Origin of the sequence: Sphingomonas sp. BK069 (assembly GCF_014193405.1) — a bacterium.
In the GTDB taxonomy this organism is placed as follows: domain Bacteria; phylum Pseudomonadota; class Alphaproteobacteria; order Sphingomonadales; family Sphingomonadaceae; genus Sphingomonas.
The window spans coordinates 202,707-226,550 of the sequence record NZ_JACHZH010000004.1 but is presented as its reverse complement, the minus strand read 5'-3'; the positions used below and the strand labels follow the sequence as shown (position 1 = coordinate 226,550).

Genomic DNA, 23,844 nt, shown 5'->3' with positions numbered 1-23,844 from the left:
AGGCCGGTCCCCCGCTTTCCCGTTCGCGCTGAGGAGAGGCTGAGCTTGTCGAAGCCTCGTCTCGAGGCGCTGCCACGTTCAGGGGCCAGGCGGCTAGGGCCGGTAAACGGGCCACGCCCGACGCTCTTTTCGTCTCCGCGCGACGCCCCGTGACACGCGCGCAAGTGCCAGCTAACCTATCGACCTGACGCTATTTCTTCGGCGCGGCAGGGGAGGGTCTCACATGCGTCTCACGCGGGCGGCGATGATCGTCGCGGCGGTCTTCTTTGTCGGCGCGCGCGCGCCCGAGCGGCCGCCGATCACCGGCATCTCGCATCTGGCGGTGTACAGCCGCGACCTCGTCGCGTCGGAACGTTTCTACGCCGGCGTCCTCGGCGCGCGGAAGGTGGCGGACCCGGAGAATGGCGCCGGCGCGCGGTTCCAGTTCAGCGGTACGCAGTTCGTCGAGGTGCTGCCCGCGCCTGCTGGGCTCGGCGCCAGCCTGTTCGCGCACGCCGCCTACCGCACCCCCGACGCCGCGGCGCTGCGCTCCTGGTTGCTGGCGCGCGGCGCTTCCAGCGTCGGTGCGCTGGAGCAAAGCGCGGGCGAGCGCCGCTTCGGCGCGCGTGACGCCGAGGGTAATGAAGTGCAGTTCGTCGAGACCAAGACCAGCGCCGCGGCGGTATCCGGTGCGGTGAGCGGCCGGATCATCCACATCGGCCATGCCGTGCGCGACCGCGCCAAGGAGGACGGCTTCTACCGCACCCTGCTGGGCTTCCGCCCCTATTGGTTCGGCTCGTTCGAGCCACCCAAGGTCGACTGGGTGTCGCAGCAGACGCCAGACGGGCGCGACTGGCTCGAATATATGATGGTCGGCGAGGGCTCGCGCGTGACCGAGGCGTCCCTCGACGCACGCCAGCTCGGCGTGCTCAACCACCTCTCGCTCGGCGTGCGCAACATGCAGACCGCCGTCACCGAATTGTACCGCGGCAAGAAGATGACCGGCCGCCACGACGGCCCGCAGATGGGGCTCGACGGCAAGTGGCAGGCCAACCTCTACGACCCCGATGGCACACGGGTCGAGCTGATGGAGTTCCATGCGGTGACCGAGCCGTGCTGCTCGGCCTTCACCGCTCCCGATCCCGAGGGGTGAGGAACGGCTCGCCCCCTTACGGTCGACGTCATCGCGCCAGCAGCGCCAGTAGCAGCGTCAGGAGGCCGAGCCCGCCCGAGAGCACCAGCCGCAGCCCCCACCAGCCGGGCAGCTCGCGCACGGCCGGCGAGGCGGCGCGATCGGCGAGCGGGGAGACCAGCACCGCGGCGCCGAGCGCGAGCAATGACGAGGCGGGCGGCGCGCCGCCGAGCAGCCACGCCAGCAGCGCCGCCCAGGCGACCAGGCTCGGCGCCACCGCCAGCACATAGGGCGAGGCCGCGGTGACGCGGCGCTCGAGCGAGTCCATCCACCACAGTCCGCCGAGGAACGAAAGGATCACCGCGGCATAGATCCCGCCCACCAGCGTCGCGGCGGGCTGCAGCGCCGGCAGCGCGAGCGCGACCGCGACGCAGCCCGCCGGCGGGAGCAGCCCGGAGAGTCCGAGCCAGCGCGGCGCAGGGGGCAATGGGCGGGGTGTCGGGTCGCGCACGCGGCTCAGGCGGGCTGCGCCGCGCCGACCGGGCCGATCTCGGCCGGCTCGCCGCGCGAATAGGTGCCGCTCAGCATGCCCGCCGCGAGCACGCGCCCGCGCAGCGCCTCCAGCACCGCGCTGCGCCCCGGGCTGACGTCGAGCGCGGCGGCCTCGCTCAGCGCGAACAGCTGGAACACATAGTCGTGGCTGCCGTGGCCCGTGGGCGGGTCGGGGGGCAGCCAGCCCTCCTGCTGGTAGCTGTTGCGGCCGACGTCCGAACCGTCGAACGCGCCGCGCCCGTCGGCCGCGATCGCGCCCTCCTCGAGACCCGCCGAGTCGGGCGGCAGGTTCCACACCACCGCGTGGACGAGCGGGTTGGGGGCGGGCGCGTCGGGATCCTCGACCAGCAGCGCCAGCGCGACGGCGCCCGCGGGCACACCGGTCCAGGTGAGCGGCGGCGACACGCCCGCGCCGTCGGCGGTGAAGCGCTCGGGCAGCCGCGCGCCGTCGGCGAAGGCGGGGCTGGAGAGCGTGAGCTGCGCGCCGCCCGCGGGCACGATCCCGTCCTGCACGATCACCAGCTTGGCATGGCCGGCGCGGACGTTGTGCAACAGGCTGCCGAGCCAGTGGGGAACATGTTCGAGCATAGCGCCTCCTGCGGGTGATACGCGGTGAACCGCCGGCGCGCCGGCTGGTTGCGGTGGGCTTGCGCGGCTGACACTCAATCGGGCTCAGGCGACACCGTGCTCCGGCGACTGCCGGAGCCCAGGGCCACGAAGGTGGCGCTCTCGGCCCTAGGCTCCTGCGTGTGCAGGAGCACGCCGCTTATCCATAGCGGACAGTTGCAGGATCAACCCGACAGCACCGCCAGCAGCGCGAAGGTGGCCAGCCAGTGGCCGCCCATGTAATCGTCGTCGAGGTGCGGCAGGCTGGCGGCGAGGTGCGCCTCGGCGACGTGGCGCATCGCCGCGGCGGCGGGGTGGCGCGGGCCGAGCGCGGCGGCGAGCTGGCGCCAGCACCAGGCGCGGCTGAGGTTGAGCCCGTCGAGGTGCGCGATCTTGCCGTCGCTCCGGTCGGACACATGCGCCGGTCGGAACAGGCTGGCCGGCTCGCCGCGCGCGACGTCGGGGAGGAAGGCGTCGAACCACGCGCCGAACGCGTCCGCGGGTAGCACGCGGCTCATCAGCAGCGCCTCGCACAGCGCCGAGGAGAGGAAGTCGTCGCCCGACGGCTCCCACGCCTGACATGCTCGGTCCCCGCCGAACCAGCCGCGCGCGCGCGCGTCGATCAGCTCGACCAGCGCGGGGTCGTGGCGGAGCGCCCAGTCGCGCGCCAGCACCAGCGCGAAGCTGGTGTTGAAATGCGTGCCGACGCGCACCGCATAGGTCAGCTTGGGCAGATACGCCGCGAAGCGCGCGGCGAAGGCACGCGCCAGCGGCTCCAGCGCCTTGCCCCACGGCGCGGCATGCCGCGCCGCCTCGCCATGGAGCGCGAGCAGCCACGCCCAGCCGTAGGGTCGCTCGAACCCGCCGCTCGTCGGCCGGTCGAGGTAGGCGAGCTCGCCCGCGACCTTGCCGGGGACCAGCATGGCGTCGGCGCGCGCGCGGATCGCCTCGGCTTCGGCCAGCGACGGGAACAGGCGGCGGATCGTCAGCAGCTGCCACCAGCCGTGGACGCAGCTGTGCCAGTCGAAGCTGCCGTGGAAGATTGGGTGGAGCGTCGCCGGCGGCACCGCGTCGTGCGCGCCGGTGAGGACATGGTCGAGCTTGTACGGATAATCGCGCCCGACATGGTCGAGCGTGATGCGGGCGAAGCGCGCGGCGAGCGCGGGGTCGAGCCTGGTCATCGGATCGCCCACCATAGCAGCAGCACGTTGAAGAGGAGCAGCGGCAGCGCGGTCGCCGCCTGGGCGCGGATCACGCCGTAGCGGTCGCGCAGCTCGAGCAAAGCGGCGGGCACGATGTTGAAGTTCGCCGCCATGGGCGTGAGCAGCGTCCCGCAGAAACCCGCCAGCATGCCGATCGCGGCGACGGCGGCGGGGTCGCCGCCATACTGGCGCACCAGCAGCGGCATGCCGACCGCCGCGGCCATCACCGGGAAGGCGGCGAAGGCATTGCCCATCACGATCGTGAACAGCGCCATGCCGAGCCCATAGGCAATCGCGGCGCCGAGCACGCTCCCCGCCGGGATCGCGCCACCGACCAGCCCGCCGACCACGTCGCCCACGCCCGCGAGCGCGAACACGGCGCCGAGACTGGCGAGCAGCTGCGGCATGATCGCGGCCCAGCCGATCTCGTCGAGCAGACGCCGCCCCGCGCGCACCCCCGCGAGCGGCGGCGCGCGCAGCCGCCAGTGCCCGAGCGCGAGCGCGACCAGCACGCCGAGTGTCAGCGCCACCAGCGTGGCCTGCTGCGAGTCGACCAGCGTCGGCAGGCGCTTGAACAGCAGGGTGCCGCCGAGCGCGGCGGCGGGGATCACCAGTGCCAGCGCGAGCAGCGGGCCGTGTGGCTCACCCGCCGTCTCGGGCTCGCCGCGGCGCATCCGGCCCGAGGTGGCGGTGGCGACCAGCGCGAGCACGAGCACGCCGTTGCCGAGATCGCCGATCGCGTCGCCCGCGAAGAAGGAGAGCGCGAGCAGCGCGTGGAACAGCGCGTTGGCCCAGCGGCGGTCGGTCGCGCCGAGCACCGCGCAGGCGGCGAAGAACAGTCCCGCGACCGCATAGACGATGTTGAGCCCGATCATCGCGCGCGCCGCTTCAGCCGGCGATCGATCCACCACAGCCGCGCGCCATGGACGAGGAAGGCGGCGAGCGCGGTCGGGATCGCCCAGACCGAGAGCTGGAACGGCTCGACGCGCACGCCATAGCCCTCGAGCACGCCGCGCATCAGCAGGATCGAGCCGATCGCAATGAAGATGTCCTCGCCGAAGAACAGCCCGATATTGTCGGTCGCCGCGGCGAGCGCGCGGATGGGCTCGCCGTCCTCTTCTCCCTGGCGTGCCGCGGCGGCCTCGGCCATGGGCGCGACGAGCGGTCGCACCGTCTGCGCCGGCCCCGCCACCGCGTTGAGCCCGAGCGCGGCGGAGAGCTGGCGGAACAGCAGATAGCCGGCGAGCAGGCGCCCCACGGTGAGCCCGCGCAGCCCGCCGACCAGTCCGCGCGCCCGCTGCTGCAGCCCGGCGCGCTCGAGCAGGCCGATGACCGGGAGCACCATGTAGATCGCGGTGACGTAGCGGCTCTGGTTGAAGGCGTGGCCGAACCTGGCGAGCACCGTCAACGGGTCGAGCCCGGCGGCGAGCCCGGTCACCGCGGCGGCGACGACGATTACCAGCAGCGGGTTGAAGCGCAGCAGGAAGCCCAGCGCGATCACGGCGACGCCGGCGAGGACCAGCATCAGCGGCGGGGCCGGGTGGGGAGAAGACGATGGTCGCGGATCATCTCTGAGCCCGATCGCGCGTTCCGCCACCCCGGCGCACGCCGGGGTCCAGGTGGGAAGGCTGATGTGAGAACCACCCACGTTCCCCAACTGGACCCCGGCGTCGACCGGGGTGGAGGCTTGAAAAGGCATGTCCCTTCACCTCATCGGCACCCCGGTGGAGGCCGGCGCCCAGATGGAATGGCTTCAGCGGCTCACGCGAGCGGCCCGCAACTGGACCCCGGCCTGCGCCGGGGTACGGGCTTGATCCAAAAGGCGGTGCTGGCACCATCCCATCATCCTGACCCGCACCGCTCAGACGACGACAGCCCCACCCGCTCACGCCTCGCTCCCATAGCCACCGCCGCCGGGCGTCTCGATCACGAACACGTCGCCCGCCGCTAGGTCCACCGAGGCGGTAGCGCCGAGCGTCTCGACGCGCCCGTCCGCGCGCTCCACCCGATTCGCCCCCACCGCACCGTCGCCGCCCCCCGCCAGCCCGAATGGCGCCACGATACGGTGGTTGGACAGGATGTTCGCCCGCATCGGCGCGCGAAACCTCACCCGCCGCACCGCGCCGTCGCCGCCGGCCCAGCGCCCCGCGCCGCCCGAGCCGCGCCGGATCGCGAACGCCTCGAGCAGCACCGGGAAGCGAGTCTCCAGCACCTCGGGATCGGTCAGCCGGCTGTTGGTCATGTGCGTCTGCACCGCGCTCGCGCCCGCGAAGCCGTCACCCGCGCCCGCGCCGCCCGCGATCGTCTCGTAATATTGGTGGGCCGCGTCGCCGAAGGTGAAGTTGTTCATCGTCCCCTGCGATGCCGCCAACGCGCCGAGCGCCCCCATCAGCGCGTCGGTGACGACCTGGCTGGTCTCGACGTTGCCCGCCACCACCGCCGCGGGATAGCGCGGGTTGAGCATCGAGCCCCCCGGCACGATCAGCGTCACCGGGCGCAGGAAGCCGTCGTTGAGCGGCGTGTCCTCGCTCACCAAGGTCCGCAGCACGTAGAGCACCGCGGCGCGCGTCACCGCCAGCGGCGCGTTGGTGTTGCCCGGCCGCTGCGCGCTGGTGCCGGTGAAGTCGACCGTCAGCGCCCCGGCGTCGCGGTCGACGCGTACCGCGACGCACACCTCCGCACCGTCGTCGGTGGCATAGGCGAAGGCACCGTCCGACAGCGACCGTACCGCGCCGCGCGCCAGCGTCTCGGCGTGGGCCTGGACATGCTCCATATAGGCCGCCACCACCTCGCGCCCCTGCTCGGCGACGAGCCGCTCGAGCCCCGCCGCGCCGCGCGCGCAGGCGGCGAGCTGCGCGGCGAGATCGGCCATGTTCTGGTCGATCGCGCGCGCCGGGTGCTGGCCGCCGGCGAACAGCGCGCGCACCTCGGCGTCGCGCAGCCGGCCCTCGGCGAGCACCAGCACGTCGTCGAAGACCACGCCCTCGTCGGCGAGCGTGCGGCTGTCCGCGGGCATCGAGCCGGGGCTGGTGCCGCCGACGTCGGCGTGGTGCCCGCGCGCGGCGATGAAGAAAGCGGGCGCGCTATCGCCCGCGAACACCGGCTGCACGACGGTGATGTCGGGCAGGTGCGTGCCGCCGCGATAGGGGTCGTTGACCGCATAGGCGTCGCCCGGGCGCATCCCGCGCCCGTCGCCGCCGCGGCTGGCGATCAGGTGGCGGACGCAGTCGCCCATCGAGCCGAGATGCACCGGGATGTGCGGCGCGTTGGCGACGAGGTGACCGCCGGCGTCGAACAGCGCGCAGGAGAAATCGAGCCGCTCGCGAATGTTGACCGAGGCGGCGCTGCGCTGGAGCGCGGAGCCCATCTCCTCCGCCAGTCCCATGAACAGCCCGGCGAAGATCGCCAGCCGCACCGGATCGACCGCGGCGTCGCCCGCCGTTGCCGCGCGTGCCGCGACGCGGGTGAGCCGCAGCGTGCCGTCATCCAGCACCGCCGCCTCCCAGCCGGGCTCGACCGCCACGGTCGAGGTCGAGTCGACCAGCAGCGCCGGCCCGGCAACGCGCGCGCCCGCGCCGAGCGTCTCGCGGCGATGCAGCCGTGCCCGGTACGACGCGCCCGCCATCGTCACCGTCACCGTGTCGGGCGCAGCCGCCGACGCCTCCGGCGCCGCCATTGCCGGCACCGCGCTGGCGCGCATCGCCTCGACCTGGAGCCGCTCGACGATCAGCGCGTCGTCCGCGGTGAACCCGAACCGCTCGCGGTGCGCCGCCTCGAACGCGGCGCGCATCGCCGCGGCGTCGGCGACCGCCACCTCGATCCCCTGGTCGGTGCGCGCGTAGCGCAGCGTCGCGATCGCCTCGGTGGTCGCCGCACCGTCAAGCTCGGCGCGCGCCGCGGCGGCGAGCTGGTCCAGCGTCTCGCGCCACGCGTCCGCGTCGAGCGGCGCCGCAACCGTGCGCTGGCGCACCGCGCGTTGGTCGGCGAGCGCGATCCCCCAGGCCGAGAGCACGCCGGCGAGCGGGTGGATCAGCACGTCGCGCATCCCCAGCGCGTCGGCGACGAGACAGGCGTGCTGCCCGCCCGCGCCGCCGAAGCTCATCAGCGCGTAGCTCGCCGGATCATGCCCGCGCGCGACCGACACCGACTTGATCGCCTTGGCCATGTTGGCGACCGCGATCGCCACCAGCCCCTCCGCCGCGGCGAGCGGGTCGGGGCGCGTGCCGGTCGCGCTCTCCACCATGTCGAGCAGCGCCTCGAGCCGGGCGCGCGCGGCGGCGTAGTCGAGTGGCTGGTCGCGCCCAGGTCCGAACACCGCGGGGAAATGCTCGGGCACGATCTTGCCGAGCAGGAGGTTGCAGTCGGTCACCGTCAGCGGCCCGCCGCGGCGATAGCAGGCGGGGCCGGGGTCGGCGCCGGCGCTCTCCGGCCCGACGGTGAAGCGGCCCCCGTCGAAGCCGCAGATTGAGCCGCCCCCGGCCGCGACCGTGTCGATCCGCAGCATCGGCGCGGCGACGCGGACGCCGCCGATCACCGCCTCCTGGCGCCGCTCGAACGTGCCCGCCCACAAAGAAACGTCGGTCGAGGTGCCGCCCATGTCGAAGCCGATCACGCGCTCGACCCCGGCGGCGCGCGCCGCCGCGGCCATGCCGACGATCCCGCCCGCGGGTCCCGACAGCAAAGCGTCCTTGCCGCTCACCGCACGCGCCGCGGCGAGTCCGCCCGACGACTGCATGAACAAGGGCGCGCCGCCGAACGCCGCCTCCAGCCCGTCGACGTAGCGGCGCAGCACCGGCGAGAGATAGGCGTCGGCCGTGGTGGTGTCGCCGCGCGCGACCAGCCGGATCAGCGGCGCCACGCGGTGGCTAACCGATATCTGGGTGAAGCCGATCGCCTGCGCCAGATCCGCCAGCGCGGCCTCGTGCGCGGGATAGCGCCAGCCGTGCATCAGCACGATCGCGACCCCGCGCAGCCCGGCGTCATACGCGGCGCGCAGGTCGCGCTCCGCCGCGGCGAGGTCGAGCGCGCGCACCACCGCGCCGTCGACGTCGACTCGCTCGTCGATCTCGATCACGCGCTCTGGCAGCGGCGGCGGGCGCTCGATCGCGCGCGCGAAGATGTCGGGTCGGTCCTGGTAGCCGATCGCCAGCGCGTCGCCGAAGCCGCGCGTGATCGCGAGCAGCACCGGCTCGCCGCGCCGCTCGAGCAGCGCGTTGGTCGCCACCGTGGTACCGATGCGCACATCGAGCGGCGGCAGCGCGCCGTCGCGCACGCCGGTCAGCCGCCGCACCGCTTCCACCGCGGCGTCGTCGTAGCGGCCGGGATCGACCGAGAGCAGCTTGACCACCGCGATGGTGCCGTCCTCGCGCTCGGCGACCACGTCGGTGAAGGTGCCGCCGCGGTCGATAGCGATGCGGCGGAGCGGGGCGGGGGACGCGGTCGACACCGCACAAGCTATCGCAGCGCCGCCGCTTCTTGTCGATCGCCGCGCGGCGGCTTGCCCCCGCGGGCGACCGCGCTACACTCGGAAGATGGTTACAAGGCGACAGGTCATCGGCACGTCACTCACCCTCGCCGCCAGCGCGGCCGTCGCCGGGCCGGCGACGCCGCCGCGCAGGCGCCTCAAACAGTCGGTCAGCCGCTGGTGCTATGAGAAGATCCCGCTCGACCAGCTCTGCGCCTTCGCCGCCAAGATCGGGCTGGACGGCATCGACCTGCTCGAGCCCAAAGACTATGACGTGCCGCGCCGCCACGGCCTGCGCTGCACGATGGGCTACGCCGCCGACGTGATGCAGATCCCGAACGGGCTCAACCGCACCGAGAACCACGCCGCGATCGAGGCGCAGTATCGCGTCGGCGTCCCGCAGGCGGCCAAGGCGGGCGTGCCCAACGTCATCGCTTTCTCGGGTAACCGCAAGGGCATGTCGGACGAGCAGGGCGCCGAGAACACGATCGCCGGGCTCAACCGCGTCAAGAAGATCGCCGAGGACAATAACGTCACGATCTGCCTCGAGCTGCTCAACAGCAAGATCGACCACAAGGACTATATGGCGGACCACACCGCCTGGGGCGCACGTGTGATGGAGGCGGTGGGCTCGCCGCACGTGAAGCTGCTGTACGACGCCTATCACATGCAGATCATGGAGGGCGACCTGATCGACACGGTGCGCCAGAACATCCGCTGGATCGGCCACGTCCACACCGGCGGCGTGCCGGGGCGCCACGACCTCGACGACACGCAGGAGGTGAACTGGGGCGCCTTCGCACGCGCGCTCGCCGACACCGGGTTCGACGGCTATCTCGCGCACGAGTTCGTGCCCAAGGGCGATCCGCTGCCCGCGCTCGCGCGCGCGGTGAAGACCTGCGCCGCGTGACCGGCCGCTAACCGCCGCGCCGCGCGGGTACGGCGCGCGTGACCGGACGCGCCGCGGTCACGCATGGCGACCTCAAAGCCATTCCGGACGATCAGGCGGGCAAAGGTCGGCTCACGGCTTGACCGAAGTTCGATCCATCGAAGCTGAAGCGTGCTCCCGCGAACGACGAAGCCCAAGGCCGCGGGGACAGCACTGGTGGCACTGGGCTCCTGCTTGTGCGAGACCTTTGCGTAAGGGACGATGCCGCTCGTCGGCCAGCTGTTTTCCCGCGAACGCGGGAACCCAGAACCTCGCAAAGCAACGGCTTGTGGTGCGAGAGGAGCCTGGGCTCCCGCGTGCGCGGGAGCACGTGAGGAAGTTTCGCAAAGGTCTCGCTTGTCCAGGAGCACGCTCGTGTTCCTGACGTGCGGACCATGCTCCAGGAGCGCACACGACGCCGGTAAGCGACGCGGATCAAACAAGTTAGTCGATCGAACGCGGCGGTTCTGACACCCCCTTCGGCATCCCCCGCAATAGCCGTGGCGCGCTCGTCTGCGGGAGTCCGCGGCACACGCCCGCTGCTAGGCTGCCGCGCAGGGAAGAGGGGACAGGTCATGTGGGGGCAGATCGTCCGGTTCGGCGTGATCGGTGGATTGTGCGCGACGATCTACTCGTCGGTGTACCTTGCCTACGTGCTGATCATCCTGCCCGTCAGCCTCAACGTGGCGGCGGTGCTGCCCGCGTTCCTGCTCTCGGTCTATGTCGGCTACCACCTGCAGTCGCGCGTGACCTTCGGCGAGGCGGGTGCCGCGCCCTTCGGACTGCGGACCCGCGCCAAGTTCCTGCTGACCCAGGTGGTCGGCCTGCTGATCAACTGCGCGATCACCTGGATCATCACCGGCCCGCTCCAGGGGCCCGACTGGGTGCCGCTGGTGCCGAGCGTGCTGATCACCCCTACCGTCACCTTCGCCTTGCAGCGCTGGTGGGTGTTTCGCGCGCCGCGCCGGGTCGACGGGCGGTCGGTGGCGGGCGCACCGCTGTGACCCTCGTGCTCGCGCCGCGCGACGGCGCCGTCGAGGCGCTCGCGGTGCGACCGTCGTCCGGTGCAGGCGCGCACCTGGGCTACGTCGACCTGTTCCGCGGCTTCAGCATCGTGCAGGTGGTGCTGATCCACGCCGGCAACGCGCTGCTGCTGCGCGGCCTGCCGGCGTGGCACGGTGACGCCGCGGCGGTGCAGGCGCTGCTCCACGTCGTCGCGCACGACGCGACGGTCTATTTCGCGATCATCTCCGGGCTGCTCTACGGCCATATCTTCGCGCCCCGCCCGCATCGCCGCTTTCTCGCGCAGCGGCTCTCCGCGGTGGCGCTGCCCTATGCGGCGGTGACGCTGGTGCTGACGCTGGCCACCAACGCCACCGCGCAGGCCGCGCTGGCCGCGCACGACGCGCCGCTGCTGGCGCGCACACTGGCGACCAATCTGGTCACCGGCGCGACCTGGAATACCTTGTGGTACATACCCGTGATCCTGGCGCTGTACCTAGTGAGCCCGGCGCTGCTCGCCGCGCTGCGCGGGCCGCGCCTGCGCTGGCCCGGCGCGGTGCTGATGCTGGCGCCGCTGCTCGCGTCGCGCACGGGAACCGAGGTGACGCCAGCGATGATCGTCTATTTCGCGGGCGCCTACGCGATCGGTATCGCGGTGGGGCTCGACCTGGAGGTGCGCCTCGCCTGGCTGCGCCAGCGGGCGGCCTGGCTCGGCCTCGTCGCCGCGGCGGCGACGATCGGGCTGGTGCTGCTCTACGTCCTCGAGCGCGACGCCTGGCATGGCGTGTCGTTGCGCGAGAGCGCCTTCTATCTCCAGCGCGCGACGATCGCGCTGCTGCTCTTGCTCTGGGCGCGCGCGCGTGAGGCCGCGCTGCCGTCGGGCGCCCGCGCGGCGAGCGGGTTCGTCGCCGGGGCGGCGTTCGGCATCTATTTCGTCCACGGGCCGATCCTGCGGCCGGTGGCGCGGCTGGTCGGGGCGTGGGTGCCAGACGATCAGCCGTGGTGGGCGCTGCTCGCCGCGATCGGCGCTACCTTCGCGGCGGGATTGCTGCTGTCGCTAGGATTGGTCCAGCTGCTGCGCACGCTGGTCGGGACGCGCTCGCGGCTGCTGATCGGCGCCTGACGCCTAGCGCAGCTTGGCGATCGAGAGGCCGTCCTGCTTGGCACGCTCCTTCACCGACTCCTCGCTGCGCGTCAGCGCCTTGGCGATCGCCTTCAGCGCCATGCCCTTCTTCGCGAGGGTGTGAAGCTTCTGGAGCTCGTCGGGGCGCCACGGCTGGCGATGTCTCTCGAAGCGGTCGGCCATGGCGCCCTGCTACGCGCTTCGTGCCGCGCTGGCCAGCGGCTCAGCCGCGGGCATAGCTGACGCGCCACACCGTGCCGCCGACGTCGTCCGCAATCAGCAGCCGCCCGCGCGGATCGATCGCGACACCGACTGGGCGACCGCGCGCCTTGCCGTCCTTGAGGAAGCCGGTGACGAAGTCGCGCGGCACGCCGATGGGGCGCGCGTCGCGGAAGGCGATGAACGTGACCTTGTAGCCGTGCGGCGCGGTGCGATTCCAGCTGCCGTGCTCGCCCACGAAGGCGCCGCCGCGATAGCCCGCCGGGAAGCTCGCCCCGGTGTAGAAAGCGAGACCGAGCGGCGCAACGTGCGAGCCGAGCGCGTAATCGGGCGCGATCGCGCGCGCGACCAGGTCGGGGCGCTGCGGCTTGACGCGGGGATCGAGGTGCTGGCCGTAATAGCTGTACGGCCAGCCGTAGAAGGCGCCGGGGCGGACCGAGGTGAGATAATCGGGCACCAGGTTGGGGCCGAGTTCGTCGCGTTCGTTGATCACCGCCCACAGGGTGTTGGTGCCGGGATAGAAGGTGAGGCCATTCGGATTGCGCAGCCCGGTGGCGAACGGCCGTGACGCACCGGTGCGCGGGTCGACCTCGAAGATCGCGGCGCGGTCCCGCTCGGCGTCGCTGCCGCGCTCCATCGCGTTGCTGTTCGAGCCGACGCCGACGTACAGCCGCGTGCCGTCGGGGCTGGCGGTGAGGCTCTTCGTCCAGTGATGGTTGATTGTCCCCGCGGGCAGCGGGGTCAGCCGTGTCGCCGGCGCGGTGATCCGCGTCTGCCCCGGCGTGAAGGGATAGCGCATGATCGCGTCGGTGTCGGCGACATAGAGCTGACCGCCCAGCGCGACCACGCCGAACGGCGCGTTGAGCTTGTCGACCAGTATGGAGCGCGCGGCTGGCGGGCCATCGCCGGCTGCGCCGCTCAGCAGCGTCAGGCGGTTGCTTGGTGCGGGCGCGTCGCCGCTCTGCGTCTGCGAGTGGGCGCGCGCCATCACCCAGTCGCGGATCGGGTCCTTGGGGCGCTGCACCGGCTCCTTGCCCTCGTTGCGCGACTCGATCACCAGCACGTCGCCGTTCGGGAGCGCGACGACGTTGCGCGGGTTGCTGAGCCCGCTGGCGAGCGGCTCGATGCGGAAGCCGGCGGGGACGGTGGGCGTCTCGCCCTTTTTCCAGCCGACGGTCTCGTAGACCCCGACGTCCGCGACGAGCTGCTCGTGCGGCGCCGGCAGCACCGGGTTGGCGCCGTACTGACGGTTCTGGTCGATCTGCTGCCCGCTGCCACAGGCGGCAAGCGGGAGCGCGACGAGCACGAATGTCAGCCGCCGGGTCATCGCACGTCTCCCGAGTGGCGCCGCGGCACCGCCTGCCAGAACCACCCGGCGGCGAGCGCCAGCAACACGGCGAGTACCGACAGCGCGAGCCCGGTCGGCACTACCGCGGTCCACCCGTCGCGCGCGTGGATGAAGGAGTTGAGCACCTCGACGATCCAGGCGGAGAGGAGCAGCGTGAAGTGCAGACCGAGCGCTCCCCGCCGCGCCGCGCCGGCACGGACCAGTTCGACCAGCAGCAGAGCACCGGCCACACCGCCCGCGATCAGCCCGGCGAGCAGCAGCCAGGACGAGAAGTCGAGCCACATCATCTCGGCGCTGCCAGCATAGGCGAGATCGGTGACGAGCGCGGCGATGAACAGCGTAATCGGCACCGGCAGCAGCACCGGGTAGATCGGCCTCCCCGCGAACGCGAGAGGGGCGAGCGCAGAGCGCCCGGGGCTGGATGCCATCGTGTCAGGTCCTTCCGGTCCGAGTGGCGCGAGTACGAGCGGGCGACGGGCGCAGTTCCGCGCGCGGCGGGACGAAGACATCGATCGAGATCAAGCGCCGTACGGTGCCGGTGATCTTTCCGCTGGCACTCCCCTCGATCCGCCGCCTCCGCTTCTTCCGTCATCCCCGCCCTTCCTCTTCTGTCATCCCCGTCCTTCCTCTTCCGTCATCCCCGCGCAGGCGGGGATCGAGACGCGCTGTCGTGGCGCTTCTTGCCCCAGCATCCGCGTATCTGGATCCCCGCCTTCGCGGAATGACGAGAGGAGCGGTGGCACGACCGGCCCCGGCCGTTTTGACACCTCCCATAGCTCTCCCCGCTCGCCGGTTCACACCAGCCTGCCGACCCACACCCTGCTGCCACCACGCTGGCAGCAGGCCCGGCGTACACCGTCTCCACCGGCCGCCTTGGCCCCAGGAGACCTCCCATGCTGACACTGTTCCACGCCCCGCGCTCGCGCTCGACCCGGATCATCTGGCTGCTCGAGGAGCTCGGCGTGCCGTACCAGCTCCGCTACGTCACGATCCGCTACCGCGACGGCAGCGGCGCAGGACCTGACGCCGCCAACCCGCACCCCGACAGGAAGGTGCCCGCGCTGCTCGACGACGAGGTGCTCGTCACCGAGTCCGTTGCGGTGGCAACCTACCTCGCCGATCAGGCGGACGGTGCCGGGCTCGCGCCCTGGATCGGCGACCACGACCGCGGCCGCTATCTCACCTGGCTCAGCTGGATCGAGGGCGAGTTCGGCCCGGCGATCGGCGCTCGCCTCGGCGCTGCCGAGGGTGAGATCCCGCCGGCCTTCGCCGCCGCGCTGGCGCGGGTCGAGCGTGCGCTGGCGGACGGGCCGTGGCTGCTCGGCGAGCGCTTCAGCGCGGCCGACGTGATGATGGGCGGCACGCTCGGCTGGGCGCATCAGCTGATGCCGCAGCAAGGCCCGGTGCCCGCCTATCTCGCGCGGCTCACCCAACGTCCCGCCTTCCAGCGCGCCATGGCACGCGACGCGGTGCCGGCGTGACCGCGCGCGACCTGCGCTGGGGGGCGGCAGGCTTCCTCGCCACCTCGCTGCTCATCCTGGCGAGCGCCGCGCCGCCGCTGATCGCGATGCTCGCCTCGCCGCTCGCGCGGCTCTAGGATCGGCCAATGCGTCGTGCCGACCGCCTGTTCGAGATCGTCCAGCTGCTCCGCCGCGCGCCCGGCCCATTGACCGCCGACGCGATCGCGGCCGAACTCGAGACCAGTCGGCGCTCGGTCTATCGCGACGTCGCCGCGCTGGTGGCGCAGCGCGTCCCGATCCGCGGCGAGGCGGGGATCGGCTACGTGCTGGAGCGCGGCTTCGACATGCCGCCGCTGATGCTCACCTCGGACGAGGTCGAGGCCGTCGTGCTCGGCGCACAATGGGTGCTGGTGCACGCCGACGAGGGGCTGGCGCGCGCCGCGGCCGACGTGCTCGCCAAGGTGGCGGCGGTGATCCCGGAGCGGCTGCGCGCGGCGATCGACGAGCCCGCGGTGATCACCCCGCCGTCGTGGAGCGAGCGCGCCGACGCGGGGATCGACGTCGCGCGTCTGCGTGCCTGGAGCCTGCAGGGGCGCAAGCTGCGGATCGGCTATGCGGACGCCGCGGGCGAGCCGAGCGAGCGGACGGTGTGGCCGTTCCTGGTCGGCTATATGGACGGCAAGCGCATGCTGATCGCCTGGTGCGAGCTGCGCGGCGATTTCCGCATGTTCCGCACCGACCGGCTCGCGAGCGTCACCTTCCTCGACGAGCGCTACCCCGAACGTCGCGCGGTGCTGCGGCGGCGCTGGCTCGCGATGATGGCGGCGCGACGCGAGGCAGCCGAGTGAGCGCTCAGGCTGACGCCGACAGCCAGCGGGTGAGCACCGCCTCGGACGCGTCGCGCAGCACGGCGTCGTGGCGCGCGGCGTCGCGCGCGAGCGCGGCGGGGTCGATCCGCTCGGCGCGCAGCTCGGCGGCGTGGCCCTCCAGCCAGCGCTCGATTCGGTCCGCCTCGAGGTGGAACTGCAAGGCGAGCGCGTGGCGACCGACCGCGAACGCCTGTCGGCGGTAGAGGTCGGTCGAGGCGAGCAGCGTCGCGCCCGCCGGAAGGTCGAAGGTGTCGCCGTGCCAGTGCAGGACCGGCTGGCCCGCGGGCAGCGCGGCGAGCGGTGAGGCCGCCCCCTCCGCGGTGAGCGTCACCGGCGCGTAGCCGATCTCCTTGACCGACCCGGGGTAGACGCGCGCGCCGAGCGCCGCGGCGATCAGTTGCGCGCCGAGGCACAGCCCCAGCGTCGGCCGCCCCGCCGCCAGCCGGGCGCGCAGCAGCGCCAGTTCCTCGGCGAGGAAGGGGTGCTCCGCCGTCTCGTAGACGCCCATCGGGCCGCCGAGGACGACGAGCAGGTCGGGCGCGAGCGGGTCGACCGCTGCGACGCCATCCGCCGCCTCGACGTAGCGGATCGCAAAGCCGGCGGTGCGCAGCGGCGCGTCGAGATGACCGAGGTCCTCGAAGGCGACATGACGGATCGCGACGGCGGTGAGCGGCACGGGAGTCCTCCGCGTAGGTGACCGGCGCGGCGACGATTCGGCGCGTCCTCTCGTCCTGCTCTTAGCCCAGCCGCGTCCGCGCGCCACGATGACGCGCCGCCGCGCCCGATCGAGTGCCGCGTCGCCGCGAAAGATGCCGCGCGCTTTCCGAAACTTGGTATAGGTTAGCACGGCGCTCGCGCCGCATCGGAGAGGTAGGGAGAAGCCCTTATGTCGCTCATCGTCAACGGGGAGGCGGTGGCGCCGCCGTCCGACCCGCGAGTCTCGCTGCTCGATCACCTGCGCGAGGCGCTGCATCTCACCGGCACCAAGAAGGGCTGCAACCAGGGCGCGTGCGGCGCCTGCACGGTGCTGGTGGACGGCGAGCGGATCCTCTCCTGCCTCGCGCTGGCAGTGCAGTACGAGGGCCGCTCGGTCACCACGATCGAGGGGCTGGCGGGCGAGGACGGGCTCCACCCGCTGCAACAGGCGTTCATCGAGCATGACGGCTTCCAGTGCGGCTATTGTACGCCCGGCCAGATCTGCTCGGCGATCGGCATGGCGGCCGAGGCGGGTCGCGGCGTGCCGAGCCACGTCAGCGCCGACCTCGGTGCGCCGGTGGCGCTCACCCGGGAGGAGGTGCAGGAAAGGATGAGCGGTAACCTGTGCCGCTGCGGCGCGCACAACGGGATCGTCGACGCGATCCGCGCCACCGTCGCCGCGGAGTGGGCGGCATGACCCCCTTCACCTACGCCCGCGCGGGCGACGCCGACGAGGCGCTGCGGCTCGGCGCGGCGAGCGCCACCGCCTATCTCGGCGGCGGCACCAATCTGGTCGACCTGATGCGCGAGACGGTGGCGCGGCCCGAGGCGCTGGTCGACGTCACCGGCCTCTCCGCCGCGATCGAGGAGACCGACGGCGGCGGGCTGCGGATCGGCGCGGCCGCGCGCAACACCGCGCTGGCCGAGCATCGCGCGGTGCGCGAGCGCTATCCGATGCTGTCGCGCGCGGTCCTGGCGGGCGCTTCGGCGCAGATCCGCAACATGGCGACGGTCGGCGGCAACCTGCTCCAGCGTACGCGCTGCACCTATTTCTACGACACCGACGGATCGCGCTGCAACAAGCGCTCGCCGGGCGAGGGCTGCGACGCGCGCGACGGCTTCAACCGCATCCACGCGGTGCTCGGCGCGTCCGAGGCGTGCGTCGCGACCCATCCGAGCGACATGTGCGTCGCGCTGGTCGCGCTCGACGCGCAGGTGCATGTCGCCGGTGCCGGCGGCGAGCGGACGGTGCCGATCGCGGACTTCCACCGCCTGCCGGGCGACTCGCCCGATCGCGATACGATATTGGCGCCGGGCGAGCTGATCACCGCGATCGAGCTGCCCGCGCTGCCGCTGGCGGCGCGCTCGACCTATCGCAAGGTGCGCGACCGCGCGAGCTACGCCTTCGCGCTGATCTCGGTGGCGGCGGCGATCGAGCTCGACGGCGACCGCGTCGGCGACGTGCGCGTCGCGTTCGGCGGCGTCGCGCACAAGCCGTGGCGCGCGCTCAAGGCCGAGGCGGCGCTGCGCGGCGGGCCCGCGACGGCGGAGGCGTTCCACGCCGCCGCGGCGCTGGAGTTCGCCGACGCCGCGCCGCTGCGGCACAATGCGTTCAAGCCGGCGCTGGCGGGGCGGACGCTCGCCGCGGTGCTGGGCGAGCTGGTCAAGGGAGAGGCGGCATGAGCATCGTCGACACGGTCAAGCAGGGCGCGCAGGGCCTCGTGCAGGGCGCAATGACCAAGCTGGTCCCGCTCGCGCCCGACAGCTGGATCCCCGGCGGCGTGCCCGACCCGCTGATCCAGCACAAGCATGGGCTGATCGGAACGCCGGTGTCGCGGCTCGACGGACCGCTCAAGGTGAAGGGCGCGGCGCCGTTCGCGGCGGAGTTCCGCTTCGACAACATGGCCTATTGCGCGCTGGTCTACGCTACCATCCCGCGCGGGCGCATCACCGCGATCGACAGCGCCGCGGCCGAGGGCGCGGCCGGCGTGGTGCTGGTCATGTCACACCTCAACGCGCCTCGGATGAACAAGCCGCCCGCGTTCGGTTCCTCTCCGCACGGCGTCGGCCCCGCCGACCTGACGATCTTCCAGGACGATCGCGTCCATTGGAACGGTCAGCCGATCGTCGCGGTGCTGGCCGAGACGCAGGAGCAGGCCGACCATGCCGCCGCGCTGGTCGAGGTCACCTACGCCGCCGAGCCCTCGACCACCTCGCTGCACGGCGCCAAGGCGAACGGCATCGCGCAGGGCCTGTTCATGGGCCAGCCTTTGCTCAACGAGATCGGTGACGCCGAGGGCGCGTTGGCCCAGGCCGCGGTCAAGGTCGACGCGGTCTATCGCACGCCGCGGCACAACCATAACCCGATCGAGCCGCACGCCGCGACGATCGCCTGGGTCGGCGACGAGCTGGTGATCCACGACGCCAGCCAGATGGTGACGCAGCAGGCGCAGACGATCGGCGAGGTTTTCGATCTCACCCCTGAGCAGGTGCGGCTGACCTCGCCCTATGTCGGTGGCGGCTTCGGCAGCAAGGGATTGTGGGACCATCAGGTGATCGGCGCCGCCGCGGCGAAGATGTCCGGGCGCCCGGTGCGGATCACGTTGTCGCGCGAGGGCGTGTACCGCGTCGTCGGCGGGCGAACGCTGACCGAGCAGCGCGTGGCGATAGGCGCCAGCGCCGACGGCAAATTCGAGGCGCTGATCCACACCGGCCTGTCGGTGATGTCGCCGCACAACAACATGCCCGAGCCGTTTATCCTCGGGACCCGCGCGGGCTATGCCTGCCCCAACATCCGGCTGCAGGTGGAGGTGACGCAGATGAACATGCTCGCCAACACCTTCATGCGCGCGCCCGGCGAGGCGGTGGGAACCTTCGCGCTGGAGTCGGCGATCGACGAGCTGGCGGTGGCGCTGGCGATCGACCCGGTCGAGCTGCGGCTGCGCAATGAGCCCGACAAGGACCCCACCACCGGGCTGCCCTTCTCGTCGCGCCACATCGACAAGGCATGGCGCGACGGCGCGGCGCGCTTCGGCTGGTCGGACCGCGGCGCGCCGGGCGCGCGGCGCGAGGGTGAGTGGCTGGTCGGCACCGGCTGCGCCACCGGCACCTATCCCTATTATCGTATGCCCGGCGCCGAGGCGCGGATCACGCTCCGCCGCGACGGCGACGGGGTCAGCGCATTGGTCGAGGTCGCGGCGGCGGAGATGGGGATGGGCACCTCCACCACCACCGCGATCGTCGCCGCCGAGCGGCTCGGCCTGCCGCTCGACCGCGTCGAGGTCGCCTACGGCGACTCCGCCATCCCTGGCGCGATCATGGCGGGGGGGTCGCAGCAGACCGCCGCGATCGGCGCGGCGGTGATCGCCGCGCACAACGCGCTGGTGGCCGAGCTGCTGACGCTGGCGGGGAACGACTCGTCGCTCGCCGGGCTCGCGGCGGGCGAGGTCGGCAGCGAGGACGGCGGGCTGGCCAAGCTGGACGACGTTGCGCGGCGCGAGAGCTACGCCTCGATCCTGGCGCGCGCGCAGCGGGAGGAGGTGACCGTCACCAAGGCCGGTTCGCCGCCGCTGGAGCTGATGCACTGGTCGATGCACTCGCACAGCGCCTTGTTCTGCGAGGTAAAGGTCAATGCGGTGACGGGCGAGACGCGGGTCAGCCGCTTCCTCGGCGCGTTCGACTGCGGTCGCATCCTCAACGCCAAGACCGCCGCCAGCCAGTTCCGCGGCGGCATCATCATGGGGCTGGGCCTCGCGCTGATGGAGGAGACCCAGTTCGACGAGCGCAACGGCCGGATCATGAATCCCAGCCTCGCCGAATATCACCTGCCGGTGCACCTCGACGTGCCCGAGATCGATGTGATCTGGACCGATATCCCCGACCCGCACACGCCGATGGGCGCGCACGGCGTCGGCGAGATCGGCATCACCGGCGTGGGCGCGGCGGTGGCCAACGCGATCTACAACGCCACCGGCCGGCGCGTGCGCGACCTGCCGATCACGCTGGACAAATTGCTATAGCGCGGCGGTGGGGAAAGCGCGCGGCGGCGCGCTCGGCGCGGCCGCCGCGCTCGGCCTTCTGGCGCGGCGTGCGGGTGAGCCTGGTCAGCTCGGCGTTCGTCTGCGCGGCGGTGGCGGCGGCGGGCTATTTCGACCGCGAGGCGGTGCACGTCTACCCCGCGGTGCCGCCGGTGCGCGACGTCGCGGTGGTCAACCTCTCGGGTGACATGGGGCTGCGCTTCCTGCTCGGCGCCTCGACCTCGCGCGGGCTGACCGAGCATCATATCGGCGTGGTCGGCATCTCGTCGCCGGTCTACTTCCGCCGACGCCGCACCCGCGCCGAGGTGGACGCCTTCATCGCCGACGCGGTGCGCACGGCATTGGCGCGCACGGGCGCGCGGCGGCTGGTGGTGATGGGCCAGTCCTATGGCGCGGACATCGTCCAGACCGGGATGGCGCACCTGCCGGCCGAGCTGCGCGCGCGTGTGGCGGGGATCATCCTCGTGCTACCCGGCGACGCCGTCTTCTACCGCGCCGACCCGACTGGCTGGGCCTATCACGGCACGCCCGACAGCGTCGCGGTGACGACCGCGCGCACGCTGACCTGGACGCCGCTGACCTGCATCTACGGCGCCGAGGAGGACGACAGCCTGTGCCCGCTGCTCGACCTGCCAAATCTGCGCAAGGTGGCAATGCCGGGCGGGCACAACATCAATCACGACGCCCAGGGGCTGCTGCGCCACGTGCTGGCGGCGGTAGGACGGGCGGAGCGGCCTTGACGGTGGCGCACGCGCGAGGCTGCGCAATCCTCCCCGGTACGGGGAGGGGGACCGCCCGGCGCAGCCGCGTGGTGGAGGGGGGGGGCAAACGGACCGGCTCGCTCGCGGAAAGCCCCCTCCGTCAGCGCAGACGCGCTGCCACCTCCCCGCCAGCGGGGAGGATTTGCGAGGGCTACACCTCCCAGCCGCCGCCCAGCGCGAGGAACAGCTGGACCTGGTCCGCCGCGAGCCGGCTGTCCGCCGCGGCGAGCGTCTGCTCGGTGCCGATCAGCGTGCGCTGCGCGTCGAGCACCGGCAGGAAGCCGGTCCGCCCCGCGGTGAACAGCCGCTCCGAGTCGCTCGCCGCCCGCGCCGCCTGCCCGCGCGCCTGCGCCAGCGCGGCGCGGCGGTCGAGATCGCGCGCGTAGACGGTCAGCGCGGTCTCGGTCTCGCGCAACGCGCCGAGCACGACGCCGTCGAAGCTGGCCACCGCGGCGTCGGTCTCGGCCTGCGCGCCAGCGATCCGCGCGCGCACGCGGCGGCGGTTGGGGAACTCCCAGCTGATCAGCGGACCGAGCGAGAACTTATACGTGTCGCTCGTGAAGGCGTTGCGCAGCAGCCCGACCGAACCGGCGGAGGCGCCGAGTGTCACGCGCGGGTAGAGCGCCGCTTCCGCCACGCCGATCCGCGCGGTCGCGGCGTGGAGCAGCAACTCGGCGCGGCGCACGTCAGGGCGGCGGCGCAGCAGCGCGGCGCCGTCGCCGATCGGGATCGCGCGGTCGAGCCGGGGCTCGAGCGCGCAGGCGGCGACGTCGCGGTCGAACTCGGCGGGAGGCCGGCCGGTGAGCGTCGCCAGCCGGAACAGCGCCACCTGCCGGGCCGCGAGCAGCGTCGGCAGCGTCGCGCGGACCTGCTCCTCCTGCGCGCGCGACCGCGTCGCGTCGAGCGAGATGCCGCGCCCGGCGCGCACCAGCCGCTGCGTCAGCGCGGTGGTGCGCTGCTGTAGTGCCAGCGCGCGCTGCGCCACGCCGATCTCGCGCCCGGCGGCGCAGGCGTCGACATAGGCGCGAGTCGTGTCCGCCACGACCGTGACCCTCACCGCGTCATAGGCGGCCCGCATCGCCGCGACATCGGCGGTCGAGGCCTCGACCGCGCGGCGCACCTGCCCGGCGAGGTCGAGCTGGTAGGAGACGCCGACCCGGCCCGAATAGACCGGGGCGGAGGGGAGTGCCGCGCCGGGCAACAGCTCCTCCTCCGCCGAGCGCTGCGCGTAGCCCGGGACGACCTCGACCTGCGTCTGCGGCGTGCGGTCGTTCTCGGCGAGGTCGAGGGCGGCGCGCGCGCGCGCGATATTGGCGTCGGCGACGCGCAGGTCGGTGTTGTGCGCGATCGCCGCGGTGACGAGCCGGTCGAGCAGCGGGTCCTGGTACAGCCGCCACCAATGGTCGGGCAGCGGCGCCGGCGCGTAGGCGGCAGCGGCGCCCGAGACGAACGCGCCGGTCGCGCTCGGCCGCTCGATCACGGCGCTGGCGGGGCGGTGATAGTTCGGGCCGGCGGCGGCGCAGCCGGCGAGCAGTCCGGCGAGCAGCGTGGGGGCGAGGCGCCGCGGGCTCACGCGCGATGCTCCCGCGCGGACGGGGCAGGAGCGGGAGGCACCACCTCGACCGTAGCCGTGCGCCCGACCACGAGCGACGTGCCGGCGGGCGCTCGGTCGATCGTGACCCGCACCGGAATGCGCTGCGCCAGCCGCACCCAGCTGAAGGTCGGGTTGACGTTGGCCAGCAGATTGGCGCCGGCGCTGCGGTCGCGGTCCTCGATTCCGCCGGCGATGCTCTGGACGTGGCCGGCGAGCGCGCCGTCGTCGCCCATCAGCCGCACCCGCACCGCGTCGCCGACGTGGATGCGCGGCAGCTTGGTCTCCTCGAAATAGCCGATCACGTGGAGCGAGGCGCGGTCGATGATCGCGAAGGCGGGGTGGCCCGCGCTGGCATAGTCGCCGGGGCGGAGGTCGAGGTTGGTCACCGTGCCCGCGACGCCGGCGCGCACCAAGGTCCGCGCGAGGTTGAGCTCGGCGGTGTCGAGTGCGACGCGCGCCTGCGCCAGCGTCGCCTCGAGCTGTGCGACCTTGGCGAGGCTCTGCTCGCGCACCTCGCCCGCGACCAGATCGCCGAGCTCGCGGTCGCGCCGCGCCTCGCGCCGCGCCTGGGCGAGTTGGACCTGCTGCGCCGCAATCGCCGCGCGCGCCTGCGCCACCGCGAGCCGGTAGCGCGGCCGGTCGACCTCGAACAGCGGCGTCCCCGCCGCGACCGGCTGGTTGTCGCGCACGAACACCTGGGTGACGAGACCCGAGACATCGGGGGCGACCTGGACCACGTCGGCGCGCACGCGGCCGTCGCGCGTCCACGGCTCCTCCTCATAATGGATCCACAGCCGCTGCGCCGCGAGACAGGCGACGGCGACCACGACCAGCGTCACGGCGACGCGGAGAATGACGATCTTTCTCATGAT

At 72.8% G+C, this 23,844-nt stretch carries 22 protein-coding genes; 10 read left to right on the top strand and 12 right to left on the bottom strand.

Annotated features, from left to right (window positions below; genetic code table 11):
• The first annotated feature begins 223 nt into the window (after positions 1–223).
• Complete coding sequence (locus FHY02_RS14610) at positions 224–1,132, top strand: VOC family protein (RefSeq protein WP_183923411.1); 909 nt, start codon at positions 224–226, stop codon at positions 1,130–1,132.
• 28 nt (positions 1,133–1,160) lie between these two features.
• Here the strand turns inward: FHY02_RS14610 and FHY02_RS14605 are convergent, their stop codons facing one another.
• The 6 genes from FHY02_RS14605 to FHY02_RS14580 all read right to left on the bottom strand — a co-directional run bounded on the left by FHY02_RS14605 (position 1,161) and on the right by FHY02_RS14580 (position 8,917).
• Positions 1,161–1,598 carry a DUF3429 family protein gene (locus FHY02_RS14605; RefSeq protein ID WP_183923409.1) on the bottom strand — a complete coding sequence of 146 codons (438 nt, stop codon included), beginning with the start codon at positions 1,596–1,598 and terminating at the stop codon, positions 1,161–1,163.
• 29 nt (positions 1,599–1,627) lie between these two features.
• Positions 1,628–2,251 carry a YbhB/YbcL family Raf kinase inhibitor-like protein gene (locus FHY02_RS14600; protein ID WP_183923407.1) on the bottom strand — a complete coding sequence of 208 codons (624 nt, stop codon included), beginning with the start codon at positions 2,249–2,251 and terminating at the stop codon, positions 1,628–1,630.
• Between the two features lie 203 nt (positions 2,252–2,454).
• Positions 2,455–3,450, bottom strand: coding sequence for a DUF2891 domain-containing protein (locus FHY02_RS14595; RefSeq protein ID WP_183923405.1), 996 nt, complete (start codon positions 3,448–3,450; stop codon positions 2,455–2,457).
• Entirely contained in the window at positions 3,447–4,346 is a 900-nt protein-coding gene (locus FHY02_RS14590; RefSeq protein ID WP_183923403.1) for a 5-oxoproline transporter, DUF979 family subunit, read from the bottom strand. Before FHY02_RS14590 ends, FHY02_RS14595 begins: the two co-directional genes overlap by 4 nt.
• Positions 4,343–4,996, bottom strand: a complete 654-nt coding sequence (locus FHY02_RS14585) for a DUF969 domain-containing protein (protein ID WP_183923401.1) — start codon at positions 4,994–4,996, stop codon at positions 4,343–4,345. Before FHY02_RS14585 ends, FHY02_RS14590 begins: the two co-directional genes overlap by 4 nt.
• Positions 4,997–5,356: 360 nt before the next feature.
• The gene (locus tag FHY02_RS14580) at positions 5,357–8,917 is read right to left on the bottom strand and encodes a hydantoinase B/oxoprolinase family protein (RefSeq protein WP_311731842.1); all 3,561 of its coding nucleotides are present in this window, start codon (positions 8,915–8,917) and stop codon (positions 5,357–5,359) included.
• An 85-nt stretch (positions 8,918–9,002) separates the two neighbouring features.
• On the opposite strand from FHY02_RS14580, the gene FHY02_RS14575 reads away from it, so the two are divergent.
• From FHY02_RS14575 to FHY02_RS14565, 3 genes are all read left to right on the top strand, one after another.
• Complete coding sequence (locus FHY02_RS14575) at positions 9,003–9,845, top strand: hydroxypyruvate isomerase family protein (protein WP_183923399.1); 843 nt, start codon at positions 9,003–9,005, stop codon at positions 9,843–9,845.
• Positions 9,846–10,438: 593 nt separating this feature from the next.
• Positions 10,439–10,867, top strand: a complete 429-nt coding sequence (locus FHY02_RS14570; protein ID WP_183923397.1) for a GtrA family protein — start codon at positions 10,439–10,441, stop codon at positions 10,865–10,867.
• Positions 10,864–11,988 (top strand): acyltransferase, encoded by a 1,125-nt coding sequence (locus tag FHY02_RS14565; RefSeq protein ID WP_183923395.1) that lies wholly within the window; start codon positions 10,864–10,866, stop codon positions 11,986–11,988. The genes FHY02_RS14570 and FHY02_RS14565 overlap by 4 nt, the downstream gene beginning before the upstream one ends.
• 3 nt (positions 11,989–11,991) lie before the next feature.
• Here FHY02_RS14565 and FHY02_RS14560 read toward each other — a convergent pair whose 3' ends face one another.
• The 3 genes from FHY02_RS14560 to FHY02_RS14550 are packed head-to-tail and all read right to left on the bottom strand — an operon-like array spanning position 11,992 to position 13,983.
• Complete coding sequence (locus FHY02_RS14560) at positions 11,992–12,171, bottom strand: hypothetical protein (RefSeq protein ID WP_183923393.1); 180 nt, start codon at positions 12,169–12,171, stop codon at positions 11,992–11,994.
• Positions 12,172–12,211: 40 nt separating this feature from the next.
• Entirely contained in the window at positions 12,212–13,534 is a 1,323-nt protein-coding gene (locus FHY02_RS14555) for a sorbosone dehydrogenase family protein (RefSeq protein ID WP_183923391.1), read from the bottom strand.
• Positions 13,531–13,983: a DUF2231 domain-containing protein gene (locus FHY02_RS14550; RefSeq protein WP_183923389.1), complete on the bottom strand. Its 453-nt coding sequence runs from the start codon at positions 13,981–13,983 to the stop codon at positions 13,531–13,533. Before FHY02_RS14550 ends, FHY02_RS14555 begins: the two co-directional genes overlap by 4 nt.
• 465 nt (positions 13,984–14,448) lie before the next feature.
• Here FHY02_RS14550 and FHY02_RS14545 point away from each other — a divergent pair, with 465 nt between their 5' ends.
• Positions 14,449–15,036, top strand: a complete 588-nt coding sequence (locus FHY02_RS14545) for a glutathione S-transferase family protein (protein WP_183923387.1) — start codon at positions 14,449–14,451, stop codon at positions 15,034–15,036.
• Positions 15,037–15,161: 125 nt separating this feature from the next.
• On the top strand, positions 15,162–15,863 hold the full coding sequence (locus tag FHY02_RS14540) for a YafY family protein (protein ID WP_183923385.1): 702 nt from the start codon (positions 15,162–15,164) through the stop codon (positions 15,861–15,863).
• 4 nt (positions 15,864–15,867) lie between these two features.
• Here the strand turns inward: FHY02_RS14540 and FHY02_RS14535 are convergent, their stop codons facing one another.
• Positions 15,868–16,560 carry a glutamine amidotransferase gene (locus tag FHY02_RS14535; protein ID WP_311721978.1) on the bottom strand — a complete coding sequence of 231 codons (693 nt, stop codon included), beginning with the start codon at positions 16,558–16,560 and terminating at the stop codon, positions 15,868–15,870.
• A gap of 210 nt (positions 16,561–16,770) precedes the next feature.
• On the opposite strand from FHY02_RS14535, the gene FHY02_RS14530 reads away from it, so the two are divergent.
• The 4 genes from FHY02_RS14530 to FHY02_RS14515 all read left to right on the top strand — a co-directional run bounded on the left by FHY02_RS14530 (position 16,771) and on the right by FHY02_RS14515 (position 21,357).
• A complete protein-coding gene (locus tag FHY02_RS14530) occupies positions 16,771–17,277 on the top strand; it encodes a 2Fe-2S iron-sulfur cluster-binding protein (RefSeq protein ID WP_183923381.1) in 507 nt (168 codons plus the stop codon).
• Complete coding sequence (locus FHY02_RS14525) at positions 17,274–18,263, top strand: xanthine dehydrogenase family protein subunit M (RefSeq protein ID WP_183923379.1); 990 nt, start codon at positions 17,274–17,276, stop codon at positions 18,261–18,263. Before FHY02_RS14530 ends, FHY02_RS14525 begins: the two co-directional genes overlap by 4 nt.
• Positions 18,260–20,599, top strand: coding sequence for a xanthine dehydrogenase family protein molybdopterin-binding subunit (locus FHY02_RS14520; RefSeq protein WP_183923377.1), 2,340 nt, complete (start codon positions 18,260–18,262; stop codon positions 20,597–20,599). Before FHY02_RS14525 ends, FHY02_RS14520 begins: the two co-directional genes overlap by 4 nt.
• 74 nt (positions 20,600–20,673) lie before the next feature.
• Positions 20,674–21,357: an AcvB/VirJ family lysyl-phosphatidylglycerol hydrolase gene (locus FHY02_RS14515; RefSeq protein WP_311731841.1), complete on the top strand. Its 684-nt coding sequence runs from the start codon at positions 20,674–20,676 to the stop codon at positions 21,355–21,357.
• A 172-nt stretch (positions 21,358–21,529) separates the two neighbouring features.
• On the opposite strand, the gene FHY02_RS14510 is transcribed toward FHY02_RS14515, so the two are convergent.
• Both FHY02_RS14510 and FHY02_RS14505 read right to left on the bottom strand, forming a co-directional pair.
• The gene (locus tag FHY02_RS14510) at positions 21,530–22,951 is read right to left on the bottom strand and encodes an efflux transporter outer membrane subunit (protein WP_183923375.1); all 1,422 of its coding nucleotides are present in this window, start codon (positions 22,949–22,951) and stop codon (positions 21,530–21,532) included.
• Positions 22,948–23,841, bottom strand: coding sequence for an HlyD family secretion protein (locus tag FHY02_RS14505; RefSeq protein WP_183923373.1), 894 nt, complete (start codon positions 23,839–23,841; stop codon positions 22,948–22,950). The genes FHY02_RS14510 and FHY02_RS14505 overlap by 4 nt, the downstream gene beginning before the upstream one ends.
• Between the last annotated feature and the right edge of the window lie 3 nt (positions 23,842–23,844).